Annotated in this window: 11 protein-coding genes and 1 riboswitch; of the genes, 5 read left to right on the forward strand and 6 right to left on the reverse strand. The window is 68.5% G+C overall.

Features of this window, described 5'->3' with window-relative positions:
- Nucleotides 1–102: 102 nt before the first annotated feature.
- From OC490_RS18075 to gcvT, 6 genes are all read right to left on the reverse strand, one after another.
- Nucleotides 103–1,002: a nucleotidyl transferase AbiEii/AbiGii toxin family protein gene (locus tag OC490_RS18075; RefSeq protein ID WP_262058998.1), complete on the reverse strand. Its 900-nt coding sequence runs from the start codon at nt 1,000–1,002 to the stop codon at nt 103–105.
- On the reverse strand, nt 1,002–1,616 hold the full coding sequence (locus OC490_RS18080; RefSeq protein WP_262058999.1) for a type IV toxin-antitoxin system AbiEi family antitoxin domain-containing protein: 615 nt from the start codon (nt 1,614–1,616) through the stop codon (nt 1,002–1,004). Before OC490_RS18080 ends, OC490_RS18075 begins: the two co-directional genes overlap by 1 nt.
- Before the next feature lie 261 nt (nt 1,617–1,877).
- Entirely contained in the window at nt 1,878–3,245 is a 1,368-nt protein-coding gene (locus tag OC490_RS18085; protein ID WP_262059000.1) for an L-serine ammonia-lyase, read from the reverse strand.
- A 93-nt stretch (nt 3,246–3,338) separates the two neighbouring features.
- Nucleotides 3,339–4,598, reverse strand: a complete 1,260-nt coding sequence (gene glyA, locus OC490_RS18090) for a serine hydroxymethyltransferase (RefSeq protein ID WP_262059001.1) — start codon at nt 4,596–4,598, stop codon at nt 3,339–3,341.
- 14 nt (nt 4,599–4,612) lie between these two features.
- Entirely contained in the window at nt 4,613–4,993 is a 381-nt protein-coding gene (gene gcvH, locus OC490_RS18095; protein ID WP_262059002.1) for a glycine cleavage system protein GcvH, read from the reverse strand.
- Nucleotides 4,994–5,104: 111 nt separating this feature from the next.
- Complete coding sequence (gcvT, locus tag OC490_RS18100; RefSeq protein ID WP_262059003.1) at nt 5,105–6,232, reverse strand: glycine cleavage system aminomethyltransferase GcvT; 1,128 nt, start codon at nt 6,230–6,232, stop codon at nt 5,105–5,107.
- A 153-nt stretch (nt 6,233–6,385) separates the two neighbouring features.
- A riboswitch (glycine riboswitch) is annotated at nt 6,386–6,485 on the reverse strand.
- Nucleotides 6,486–6,634: 149 nt separating this feature from the next.
- Between gcvT and OC490_RS18105 the strand changes: the two genes are divergently transcribed.
- The 5 genes from OC490_RS18105 (at nt 6,635) to OC490_RS18125 (ending at nt 12,262) form a co-directional block, all read left to right on the forward strand.
- Complete coding sequence (locus OC490_RS18105; protein WP_262059239.1) at nt 6,635–7,324, forward strand: ATP-binding protein; 690 nt, start codon at nt 6,635–6,637, stop codon at nt 7,322–7,324.
- Nucleotides 7,325–7,388: 64 nt separating this feature from the next.
- On the forward strand, nt 7,389–8,174 hold the full coding sequence (locus tag OC490_RS18110; protein ID WP_262059004.1) for an enhanced serine sensitivity protein SseB: 786 nt from the start codon (nt 7,389–7,391) through the stop codon (nt 8,172–8,174).
- Nucleotides 8,175–8,326: 152 nt separating this feature from the next.
- On the forward strand, nt 8,327–9,115 hold the full coding sequence (locus tag OC490_RS18115) for an enhanced serine sensitivity protein SseB C-terminal domain-containing protein (protein WP_262059005.1): 789 nt from the start codon (nt 8,327–8,329) through the stop codon (nt 9,113–9,115).
- Between the two features lie 343 nt (nt 9,116–9,458).
- On the forward strand, nt 9,459–10,457 hold the full coding sequence (locus tag OC490_RS18120; protein WP_262059006.1) for an ABC transporter permease: 999 nt from the start codon (nt 9,459–9,461) through the stop codon (nt 10,455–10,457).
- A 53-nt stretch (nt 10,458–10,510) separates the two neighbouring features.
- Nucleotides 10,511–12,262 carry an ABC transporter substrate-binding protein gene (locus OC490_RS18125; protein WP_262059007.1) on the forward strand — a complete coding sequence of 584 codons (1,752 nt, stop codon included), beginning with the start codon at nt 10,511–10,513 and terminating at the stop codon, nt 12,260–12,262.
- The last annotated feature ends 13 nt before the right edge of the window (nt 12,263–12,275 follow it).

A 12,275-nucleotide genomic window follows, 5' to 3' on the forward strand; every position in this document is an offset into this window, starting at 1 on the left:
ACGTCACTTGGCAGCACGGCACGGCACCAAACGACATGATCACTCACGGTCTCGTGACACGTAGGTCTCGGATTCGCCCTGATGTGGTCGGTCGGGTTTGGTTCATGACCACATGAGGGTTGCCGAACTCCAAGTGAGAGTGAGGGCCTCGCCGTTGAGAAGTGTGTCCGCGAAGGCGGTGACCTGCCGGACGATGTCGGTGAAGCGTTCGGGGTAGCCGGTTGCAGCGAGACCTTGCCGACGGCGCCAGGCGGTGTACGAGGTCTGGCGACGTTCGCCGAGGTCACTGATGGCGGTGCTGAGGGGTTTCAGAGTGATGCCGCGGTGTGCGGCTGTGGCGGTCAGCGCGGTGGTGAGTTCCTGGCCGTCGAGGTCGTTGAGCGTGAGCAGGCGGTAGAGGTCGCCGTAGTCGCGGTCGCGGGTGTTGAGATCGCCGAGTGAGACGGCGGTGGAGAGTTTCTCGGCGATGACGGTAGCGAGCGGGTAGCCGAAGAGTTGGAAGCTTTCCGTGGTGAGGTGCTGCGGGTAGTTGATGGTCTGAGGTCCAGGGGTGACGGGGTCGCCAAAACTGACGTCCAATTGGAGCTTGAGCCGGGCCCGGGCAATGGAGGCGGCCATAGACAGGCGCAGGCCGTGGTACTCGTCCTCCTCGCGGATGGGCACGGTCTTGAGTGTCGCGGGATCGAATACGACTCCGTCGTCGATCTCGGTAGTGGCGATGGCCCCGATCCTGTGGACGATCTCGGTTTCGGTGCCTGGGAACGAGCGGCCGAGGATGTCGATGTCGCGGGTCATCCGGCGTGCGCCGAACTGGGCGAGGAGCAGGCCACCCTTGAGGACGAAGTGGTCGCGGCCGAGGGGCGATGTGGCCAGGCGGTAGAGGAAGCGTTCGAGGACGTACTCGACCATGATCTCGTCTGTTGACCGGCTGGTGCGTCGGGCCAGGTTGCGAAGGTCGTTGTAGACGCGGCCGGCGGTGGTGTCACGCGTGGGGTTGGCCATCAGGCGAGCACCGCCTCAACGGCAGGGCGGATGACGGAGAGAGCGCCCAACTCGCGCGCGACGTCCTGGAGTTCGCCGACGTTACGGCGTCCGCCCCGGCGCAGATAGCGGCCGAGCGCAGACAGGGCGAGGGTCTCGCCGATGCGGCTGCGGTGGCGCATTGCGTCGACGACGCTGCGGGCGGCGCTGTACACGGGGATGGTTTCTCCAGGGGCTGCTTCGAATCGTTCGACGCCGAGGGCGAAGGTCGTCGGGGCGTACTGCGCCACTACGGTGGGCGGGTAGGAGATCGTGGGGCGGCGTGTACCGCGCGGCACGGCGATGTGTACCGCTGTAGGGATGTCGTCGATGAGTTCATACAGGGCCAGGGCGGACTCACCGCACACCACGGCACGCGGAGCCCGCGCGCACACGGCCAGCAGATCGGCGTGCGCTGTCTCTGGTGCGTCTGCCCGTCGGTAGACCCCCCGGGACAGTTCGTCTATCTCTCCCGCCGCGACCAAGGACGTCAGATCACGGGGGGAAAGCAGGGCCTGACGTGCCTGTGCCGTCGTGAACGTTGGGGCGAGGCCGGTCAGGCGCTGCTCCAGGCGTGAGGTCTCCGCAGCACTCATGTATCGAATGGTACCCCTGTGGTGGCCTTAGGGGATCGATTTGATACAGCTTCGGGGTTGTCGGCGACCCGTGCGAAGCGGAGCAGTAATTGCGGGTGTTGCGATTCCCCAGGTCAGGCGCCTGTTCCGTGGGACAACCCAGGGACTATTCAGGGACTTTCACGCCTGTCCCAGGGAGTTTCCATGGACTTTCCGCCGCGTAGGCAGGGAAGGCCCTGACAGCACTGAAAGACAAGAACGCGCTGTTCAGGGCCTATACCGTCAGCACTCGATGATGTTCACCGCGAGGCCCCCGCGCGCGGTCTCCTTGTACTTCACGCTCATGTCCGCCCCCGTCTCCTTCATCGTCTTGATGACCTTGTCGAGGGAGACCTTGTGGGAGCCGTCCCCCCGCATCGCCATCCGTGCGGCGGTCACCGCCTTCACCGCGGCCATGCCGTTGCGTTCGATGCAGGGGATCTGGACGAGGCCGCCGACGGGGTCGCAGGTGAGGCCGAGGTTGTGTTCCATGCCGATCTCGGCGGCGTTCTCGACCTGCTCCGGGCTGCCCCCCAGTACCTCGGCCAGCGCGCCCGCCGCCATCGAGCAGGCGGAGCCGACCTCGCCCTGGCAGCCGACCTCGGCGCCGGAGATGGAGGCGTTCTCCTTGAAGAGCATGCCGATGGCGCCGGCCGCGAGCATGAAGCGGACCACGCCCTCCTCGTCGGCGCCAGGCACGAAGTTGATGTAGTAGTGGAGGACCGCCGGGATGATGCCGGCCGCGCCGTTCGTCGGGGCCGTGACCACCCGGCCGCCCGCCGCGTTCTCCTCGTTCACCGCCATCGCGTAGAGCGTGATCCACTCCATCGCGTGCGCCAACGGGTCGCCCTCCGCCCGGAGTTGGCGTGCCGACATGGCGGCCCTGCGGCGGACCCGGAGGCCGCCGGGCAGGATGCCCTCCCGCGACATGCCCCGCGACACGCACGCCCCCATCACGCGCCAGATCTCCAGCAGCCCGGCCCGGATCTCCTCCTCCGTGCGCCAGGCGCGCTCGTTCTCCAGCATCAGCGCGGAGATCGACAGACCGGTCTCCTGCGTGAGGCGCAGCAGCTCGTCGCCGGTGCGGAAGGGGTACTTGAGGACCGTGTCGTCGAGCTTGATCCGGTCGGCGCCCACCGCCTCCTCGTCGACGACGAATCCGCCGCCCACCGAGTAGTACGTCTTGGACAGCAGCTCGGCGCCCGCCGCGTCGAACGCCCACAGCGTCATGCCGTTCGCGTGGTACGGCAGCGCTTTACGGCGGTGCAGCTTCAGCTGGGAGTCGAAGTCGAACGGGATCTCGTGCTCGCCCAGCAGCCGGATGCGCCCCGACTCCTTGATCCGCTCGACCCGTTCATCGGCCCCCTCCACATCCACCGTGCGCGGCGACTCGCCCTCCAGGCCGAGCAGCACCGCCTTCGGGGTGCCGTGCCCGTGCCCGGTCGCGCCGAGGGAGCCGTACAGCTCGGTGCGGACGGAGGCGACGGAGTCCAGCAGTTCGTCGTTGCGCAGCCGGCGCGCGAACATGCGGGCCGCCCGCATCGGGCCGACCGTGTGGGAGCTGGACGGGCCGATGCCGATCGAGAACAGGTCGAAGACCGAGATGGCCACGGTGACTCCTCAGAACGCGGGACGAGCAAGGTGATGCAAGGGGGCGGGACGCCGCGCACACCTCCCAGTGTGCGCGGCGCCCCCGGAGGCCGACTACAGCCCGGGATACAGCGGGTACTTCTCCGCCAGCGCGGTCACCCGCGCCTTCAGACCTTCCACGTCGTACGACGGCTTCAGCGTCTCCGCGATGACGTCCGCGACCTCGGCGAAGTCCTCGGCCGTGAAGCCGCGGGTCGCCAGCGCCGGCGTGCCGATGCGCAGGCCGGAGGTGACCATCGGGGGACGCGGGTCGTTCGGGACGGCGTTGCGGTTGACCGTGATGCCGACCTCGTGGAGGCGGTCCTCGGCCTGCTGACCGTCGAGTTCGGAGTTCCGCAGGTCGACCAGGACGAGGTGCACGTCCGTGCCGCCCGACAGGACGTCGACGCCTACGGCCTTCACGTCGTCCCGGACCAGTCGCTCGGCGAGCAGCCGCGCGCCTTCCACGGTACGCCGCTGGCGCTCCTTGAAGTCCTCGCCCGCCGCGACCTTGAACGAGACCGCCTTGGCGGCGATCACATGCTCCAGGGGGCCGCCCTGGAAGCCGGGGAAGACGGACGAGTTGAGCTTCTTCGCGAAGGACTGCTTGGCGAGGATGATGCCGCCGCGCGGGCCGCCCAGCGTCTTGTGGGTGGTGGAGGTGACGACGTCCGCGTAGGGGACGGGGTTCGGGTGGAGGCCGGCCGCCACCAGGCCCGCGAAGTGCGCCATGTCGACCCACAGGTACGCCTCGACCTCGTCCGCGATCCGGCGGAACTCGGCGAAGTCCAGCTGGCGCGGGTACGCCGACCAGCCCGCGATGATGACCTTCGGGCGGTGCTCCTTGGCGAGCTTCTCCAGCTCGGCCATGTCGACCAGACCGGTCTGCGCGTCCACGTGGTAGGCGACCACGTCGAACTGCTTGCCGGAGAAGTTCAGCCGCATCCCGTGGGTGAGGTGGCCGCCGTGCGCCAGGTCGAGGCCGAGAATCGTGTCGCCGGGCTGGGCCAGCGCGAACAGGGCGGCCTGGTTGGCGGAGGCGCCCGAGTGCGGCTGCACATTGGCGTACTCGGCGCCGAACAGCTCCTTGACCCGGTCGATCGCGATCTGCTCGGCCACGTCGACGTACTCGCAGCCGCCGTAGTAACGACGGCCCGGGTATCCCTCGGCGTACTTGTTGGTGAGGACCGAGCCCTGCGCCTCCATGACCGCGACCGGAGCGAAGTTCTCCGAGGCGATCATCTCCAGCGTGGACTGCTGACGGCGCAGCTCGGCGTCGACCGCGGCGGCGATGTCCGGGTCGAGCTCGTGCAGGGGCGTGTTCAGGACGGACATGGATCTACGACTCCTCAGCCGGCGGTGAAAGCGGTGTACTCGTCGGCGGAGAGCAGGTCGCCGGGCTCGTCCGTGATCCGTACCTTGAAGAGCCAACCGCCTTCGAAGGGCTCGGAGTTGACCAGCGCGGGCTCGTCCACGACGGCCGCGTTGATCTCCACGACCTCACCGGTGACCGGCGCGTACAGGTCCGACACCGACTTCGTCGACTCCAGTTCGCCGCAGGACTCGCCCGCGGTCACCGTGGTGCCGACCTCGGGGAGCTGGGCGTAGACGACGTCGCCGAGCGCGTTGGCCGCGTACTCGGTGATACCGACCGTCGAGACACCGTCGACGGCGTCCGTCAGCCACTCGTGTTCCTTGCTGTACCGCAGATTCTCGGGGTGGTTGCTCATGGCGTGAATTCTCCTGTACGCGGGGGAGTGCTGGTGAAGGGGGGAGACGCGGAGGGCGTCGTCGAGCAGGGGCGATCCGCCCCGGTCACGGACTCGACGCTACGACGACTGTCACTTCTGGCGCTTGTAGAACGGCAGCGCCACGACCTCGTAGGGCTCGTGACTGCCCCGGATGTCCACACCGACCCCGGCCGTGCCCGGCGCCGAGTGCGCCGCGTCGACGTAGGCCATGGCAATGGGCTTGCCCAGCGTGGGGGAGGGGGCGCCGGAGGTGATCTCGCCGATCACCTGGCCGTCGGCGACCACGGAGTATCCGGCGCGCGGGACCCGGCGGCCCTCGGCGACAAGTCCGACCAGGACCCGGGGCGGCTGCGCGGCGGCGCGTTCGGCGGCGGCCTCCAGGGCCGTACGTCCGACGAAGTCGCCGTCCTTCTCGAACTTCACGACCCGGCCGAGCCCGGCGTCGAACGGGGTCAGCGAGGTCGACAACTCGTGGCCGTACAGCGGCATGCCCGCCTCCAGGCGCAGGGTGTCCCGGCAGGACAGGCCGCACGGGATCAGCCCGGCCGACGCCCCGGCCTCGGTCAGCGCCTCCCACAGCTTCTCCGCGTCACCGGGGGAGACGAACAGCTCGAAGCCGTCCTCGCCGGTGTAACCGGTCCGCGCGATCAGCGCGGGGACGCCCGCGACCGTGCCGGGCAGACCGGCGTAGTACTTGAGGCCGTCGAGGTCGGCGTCGGTGAGCGAGGCCAGGATGCCGGGGGACTCGGGGCCCTGGACGGCGAGCAGCGCGTACGCGTCACGGTCGTCGCGGACCACGGCGTCGAAGCCCTCGGCGCGCTCGACCAACGAGTCCAGGACAATCTGGGCGTTGGAGGCGTTGGCCACGACCATGTACTCGGTGTCGGTCAGCCGGTAGACGATGAGGTCGTCCAGGATGCCGCCGTCGGCCCGGCAGATCATGGTGTAACGGGCGCGGCCGACGCCCACGGAGGCGATGTTGCCGACGAGCGCGTAGTTGAGGAGTCGGGCCGCGTCCGGTCCGGTGACCGTGATCTCGCCCATGTGGGAGAGGTCGAAGAGGCCGGCCTTCGTGCGGACGGCGAGGTGCTCGTCGCGCTCGGAGCCGTAGCGCAGCGGCATGTCCCAGCCGGCGAAGTCGGTCATCGTCGCACCGAGCGAGCGGTGCAGCGCGTCGAGCGCGGTGCGGCGCTTCTCAGGGGTGGCGGTACTGCTCATCGGTCGGTCTCCCAAGGCATGACGGCGAGGTCGTTCCTCCCCATCTGTCATCGGAACCTGAGAGGTTCGCCATGACCGCGCGGAACACGCACGGGACATGGGTTGCACCTTGGGTGGGACCACCGGGACGGGCGGTCCGCTTTTCAGATGTGCCTCGCCCGCGCGGTAACTGGGCCTGAGAGATTCAAGGGAGGGACTTGCTCCTTCGGCGCCCCAAGCAGCAGCTGGTTGGGGACTCTCCCGCGCGGATTCAAGCGGCCGGTATGCAGTTAGGCGCGCACATCATCGCACAGGCTTTGTAACAGGCCTGTGGCCGGAAGAGAACGGAACCGCGAGACACCGTGCATTACCTTCTCTTTACGTTCGGTGGGGAGAACCTTTCCTGACCCCGCAGGGAGGACGATCACGGTGACAAGGACCACGGTGTACGCCACGACCTCGGCCGTAGTGCTGCCCAAGCAGCCCTCGGTCCCGGCCAGGGAGGCATGCCCGGCCCGCCCGGCACCGGTCGTCCGCGACCTCCGCGAGCGGGCCGGCCGCAGCCCGCACGGACTCCGCTTCGGCCCCCGCGACCTCGTCGTCGTCACCGGTCTGCCCGGCAGCGGCAAGTCCACGCTGATGCGGCGCGCGGTGCCGGGCGACGGCGCCCGCGTCGACAGCCAGGACACCCGGGACCGCTGGGACGTCCGGATGTCCCGTATATCGGGGCTGTTCCCGTACGCGGTCTACCGCCCCGTGGTCCGCCTCGCCCACTACGCCGGACTGCACCGCACCCTGCGCTCCGCGTCCGGAGCAGTCGTGCACGACTGCGGCACCCAGACCTGGGTGCGCGGCTGGCTGGCCCGCGCCGCCCGCCGCCGTGGCGGCACCCTGCACCTGGTGTTCCTCGACGTCAGCCCGGACACCGCACTCGACGGCCAGCGCGAGCGCGGCCGGGGAGTCTCGCGGTACGCGTTCCTGCGTCACCGCCGGGCCGCCGCCCGTCTGTTGCGCGCCGTGGAGCGCGGCGACCTGCCGCACGGTGTGGGCTCGGCGGTCCTCCTGGACCGGGACGCGGCGGACGTGCTGCGCCGGATCGACTTCGCGGACTGAGCCGCTAGCCTTTTCTGTCACAGCACGTTTACAGCAGGCGGTTTCACCAGCAGGCGGTAGGTAGATGGACTTCCCGGCGGACTTCCCCGGTCAGGCGTACCCCCACCCGCATCCGCACGGCGGATGGCCCGGCAACGAGCTGGAGGAGGTGCTCTCGGTCTCCCTCGGCCTGCCCTCGGCCGGTGGCCGGATCATCGAGGTGCTGGCCCGCAGCTTCGTCTGGGTCCCGCTGCCCAGCGGCGGCGGCCCGCAGAGCGGTGCCCTGGACCTGCCCACGCTGGACATCGGCGGGCAGGCCTTCGTCCCGGTCTTCAGCTCCGAGGAGCAGTTCCGCCAGGTCGTCGGCTCGCATCTGTCGTTCACGATCGCGCCCGCGGTGGAGTTCGCCCGCGGGCTGCCCCCGCAGGTGGGTATCGCGGTGAACCCGGACGGCGTGGTCGGCATCCCCCTCCCGCCCCCCGCCGTGGCCGAACTGTGCCGCATCGGCCGTACCGCCCTCGACGGCCCGACCAGCGGCGGCCGGGTCCGCCTCTTCGAGCCCGACTGGCAGGACGACCCGGTCGACTTCCTGGCCGCGGCCTCCGCCGAGTTCGCCGGCACCGGCGTGGTCGGCACGGCCCGCCGCTGCCTGGCCGCGATCGAGACCGCCGACCCGGTGATGTTCGTGGGCGTCGAACTCACCAACTGGGAGGGCGACCTGAGGGCGGTCCCGATGGACGCCCTGTCCCGCGCCCTGACCAGGACCGAGGTCAAGTGGCCGGTCAACCTGGTCCTCCTCGACGTGACGCAGGACCCGGTGGCGGACTGGATGAGGCAGACAGTGCGTCCTTTCTATACACAGGGTCACTAGCAATCTCCGCCAGGGGCGACCAACCCAGGGGTGCGGGGAACTGCGCGACAAGCCACGACGCACCTGCACTCGCCAACGGACACTGAGCCCCCACCCATGGGGCGCTTAAGCTGGACCCCAACGCAGGCCAACCACCAGAAGGGGCGGTACACGTGAGCGCCAGCGGCACCGCGACCGGCCAGGTCGAGCACATGCTGCGCCAGGTGACGCCCGGGCGCTACGACGCCTACGAGGCGCTCCTGCGCGCCCTCGCGACCCCCCACTCCGGCCAGATCTGGATGCTCCTGTGGCACGGCCAGTCCGGCTCCCCGGACGCCCAGTACGGAAACATGCACGTCGAGGGCTACGGCTACGCCCCCTGCGTCACCTCCGCCCAGGAGCTCTCGGCCAGCGGCTGGAACCGCTCCTACGAGGTGGTCGACTGCCTGGACGTGGCCCGCACCCTCTATCCGGACCACTTCGGCCTCTGGCTCAACCCGCACGCCCCCGGCGGCGGCCTCGGCATCCCCTGGCTGGACCTGCGCCGGATCGCCACCGGCCTGGAGCGCCAGCCCGCGGGGCCCCTGCGCCTGACGGAACCGGCGATCGAGGTCCCGCAGTTCTACGGCCTGCTCACGCAGAACGCCCACCGTACCCCGGCGGTCCGCACCCTCCGCCGCGCCTGGGTGCAGCCCGCGCTCGGGGCGCCGTATCTCGCGATCGGTCTGGATGTGTACGACACCAGTCCGCCGGCCGTGGACTCGGTGCGCGCGATGATGCAGCAGTCCATCGGCGCGGTCCCGGACGGGCTGCCGGTGTCGACCGTGGCGATGTCCGACGACTACGACCCGGTGGCGCTGTGGCTGCGGGCGAACGCCCGCCCGTTCTACGACCGTGAGGCCCACGCCGCGCCCGCCCAGGCGGGCGGGTACGGGTACCCGCCCGTCCGTGGTGGATACTGAGCCCGCGAGTCCTCTTCCCAGCTTCTCCGCAGGATTTACGTCTACGGCACATTTCTCCGCGCGTAGACGGCGGTGTGGTGCCCCGAAAGACGCCGAGTTTCCGTTGTGTCCCAAGTGTCTGGCGTCCGGGGGGCGTTACCCACTGTTCGGATAACGGAATCCCTAGTTAAGCATCACGGTTGCGCATACTTTCGCCGTCAGACCTGGCGGGTGATCGCAGCCACGCTGAAGACTCGCGACTCAGACACAGGGTCGAGGACCCCGTGTCCACTGCAAGTCGACAAAGCCGCTAATCCGCGGCAGGCGTAAGCCGGTAACCACCGGCGAGAGGGGTCGGGTCACAGTGACCGCACCGATCGAGACCACGGGAGCGGAAGCCGGGGCGCAGCCGGAGGCTGTGCTCGTCGGCGCCGAGAAGGGGCAGATCGAGGGCCGTTCCCTTGGACAGATCGCCTGGACCCGGTTCAAGAAGGACAAGGTCGCCGTCGCAGGCGGCGTCATCGTCGTCCTGCTGATCCTGGTCGCGGCACTCTCCCGTCCCATCCAGGCGATGTTCGGCCTGGACCCCGATGCCTTCCACCAGAACCTGATCGACGCCAACACCTCGCTGCCCAAGGGCGGTTGGGGCGGCATGAGCTGGGACCACCCGCTCGGTGTGGACCCGCAGTTCGGCCGGGACGTCGCCACCCGCATCCTCGAGGGATCCTGGGTGTCGCTGGTGGTGGCCTTCGGCGCCACGATCCTGTCGAACGTGATCGGCACGATCCTCGGCGTGGTCGCGGGGTACTACGGCGGCCGGGTCGACTCGATCATCAGCCGCCTGATGGACACCTTCCTCGCCTTCCCCCTGCTGCTCTTCGCCATCGCCATCTCGGCGACCCTGCAGGGCGGTGCCTTCGGCCTCAGCGGTCTGCCGCTGCACCTGAGCGTGCTGATCTTCGTCATCGGCTTCTTCAACTGGCCCTACCTGGGCCGTATCGTCCGCGGCCAGACCCTCGCCCTGCGCGAGCGCGAGTTCGTGGACGCCTCCCGGGGCATGGGCGCCAAGGCGCCGTACATCCTCTTCCGGGAGCTGCTGCCCAACCTCGTCGGCCCGATCATCGTCTACTCGACGCTGCTCATCCCGACGAACATCCTCTTCGAGGCGTCCCTCAGCTTCCTCGGGGTCGGTATCCAGCCCCCGCAGGCATCCTGGGGCGGCATGTTGCGGGACGCGGTCACCTATTACGAGGTCGACCCCGCGTACATGATCGTTCCCGGCCTCGCCATCTTTGTGACCGTCCTGGCGTTCAACCTGCTCGGCGACGGTCTCCGCGACGCTCTCGACCCCCGCAGCCGCTAGGGCCCGCACCCGAGAGTTCATCAAGTTTCCGACAATGGAGGAAGCAGACCATCATGCGAAGGTCAGCGCTGGCCGCAGTTGCGGCCATCGGCTCTGCGACACTGCTCATGGCAGGTTGCAGCAAGGCCGATGACAACAAGAGTGACAACGGTGGGACGAAGGCGGCTGGGGCCAACGCAGCGACCAAGGACGTCGTCAACGCCTCCACGCACAAGGGCGGGACGGTCACCTACGAACTGTCCGACGTTCCGGACTCGTTCGACCCGGGCAACACGTACTACGCGTACATGTACAACTTCAGCCGGCTGTACGCCCGTCCGCTGATGACGTTCGAGCCCGGCCCCGGTTCCAAGGGGAACACCCTGGTCCCGGACCTCGCCGCGAGCAAGGGTGTCTCCAGCGACGGCGGCAAGACCTGGACGTACAAGCTGCGTTCGGGCCTGAAGTACCAGGACGGCACGGCGATCACGTCCAAGGACGTCAAGTACGCCGTGGAGCGCTCCAACTTCGCGCGTGACGTGCTCTCCCTCGGCCCGAACTACTTCCAGCAGTTCCTGGTCGGCGGCAAGGACTACAAGGGCCCCTACAAGGACAAGAGCGCCGAGGGCCTGAAGTCCATCGCGACGCCGGACGACACCACGATCGTCTTCCACCTGAACACGGCCTTCCAGGAGTTCGACTACCTGGTCGCGGCGCCGCAGACGGCTCCGGTTCCGCAGGCGAAGGACACGGGCGTCGACTACGTCAAGAACATCGTGTCCTCCGGCTCGTACCAGTTCCAGAGCTACCAGGACGGCAAGCAGGCCGTCCTCGTGCGCAACAAGAACTGGGACGCGGCGACGGACCCGCTGCGCAAGCAGTACCCGGACAAGATCGTCGTGAACCTGAAGGTCAACGCCGACACGATCGACAAGGACGTCCTCGCGGGCAACGCGATCGACATGGGCGGTACGGGTGTCCAGGCCGCGACCCAGGCGCAGCTGCTGACCTCCGCCGACAAGAAGGCGGGCACGGACAACACCTTCGGTGGCCGTCTCGTCTACATGGCGATCAACACCAAGGTCGCGCCGTTCACCAACGTCGAGTGCCGCAAGGCCGTCGAGTACGCCATCGACAAGGTCTCGGTGCAGACCGCCGAGGGCGGCCCGATCCGCGGTGAGATCGCCACCACCGTCCTGCCGCCGGACATCACCGGTTACGTCAAGGACGACCAGTACGCCACCACGGGCAACAAGGGTGACGTCGCCAAGGCCAAGGCGGCCCTGACGGCCTGTGGCAAGAAGACGATCTCCACCAACCTGTCGGCCCGCAGCGACCGCCCGCAGGAGATCTCCGCGGCCACCGCGATCATCAACTCGCTCAAGGCCGTCGGCATCAACGCCAGCCTGAAGCAGTACCCGTCGGGCAAGTACTTCACCGACTACGCGGGTGTCCCGAAGTTCACCGAGCAGCAGAACATCGGCCTGATCATGATGCAGTGGGGTGCCGACTGGCCCTCCGGCTACGGCTTCGAGCAGCAGATCCTGAACGGTGCGGCGATCGGCGCCTCGGGTAACACCAACCTGTCGCAGTACGACAACAAGACGGTCAACGAACTCCTCGCCAAGGCCATCGGCACCGAGGACGTCGCCACCCGCAACAGCATGTACGCGCAGGTCGACAAGCAGACCATGAGTGACGCGGTGCTCGTCCCGCTGACCTACTTCAAGGTTCTGCTCGCGCGTCCGGCGAACTACAGCAACCTGGTGTCTACGGCGGCCTTCAGCGGCCAGTACGACTACCTCAACATCGGCACCACGAAGTAGTCGTAGCCCCGGA

Origin of the sequence: Streptomyces sp. STR69 (genome assembly GCF_024519455.1) — a bacterium.
GTDB lineage: Bacteria > Actinomycetota > Actinomycetes > Streptomycetales > Streptomycetaceae > Streptomyces.

What these genes read in the sequence shown, in the direction of transcription:
- OC490_RS18075 (WP_262058998.1), bottom strand. Translation starts at nt 1,002, where the DNA reads ATGGCCAACCCCACGCGTGACACCACCGCCGGCCGCGTCTACAACGAC.
- OC490_RS18080 (WP_262058999.1), bottom strand. Translation starts at nt 1,616, where the DNA reads ATGAGTGCTGCGGAGACCTCACGCCTGGAGCAGCGCCTGACCGGCCTC.
- glyA (WP_262059001.1), bottom strand. Translation starts at nt 4,598, where the DNA reads ATGTCCGTCCTGAACACGCCCCTGCACGAGCTCGACCCGGACATCGCC.
- gcvH (WP_262059002.1), bottom strand. Translation starts at nt 4,993, where the DNA reads ATGAGCAACCACCCCGAGAATCTGCGGTACAGCAAGGAACACGAGTGG.
- gcvT (WP_262059003.1), bottom strand. Translation starts at nt 6,232, where the DNA reads ATGAGCAGTACCGCCACCCCTGAGAAGCGCCGCACCGCGCTCGACGCG.
- OC490_RS18110 (WP_262059004.1), top strand. Translation starts at nt 7,389, where the DNA reads ATGGACTTCCCGGCGGACTTCCCCGGTCAGGCGTACCCCCACCCGCAT.
- OC490_RS18125 (WP_262059007.1), top strand. Translation starts at nt 10,511, where the DNA reads ATGCGAAGGTCAGCGCTGGCCGCAGTTGCGGCCATCGGCTCTGCGACA.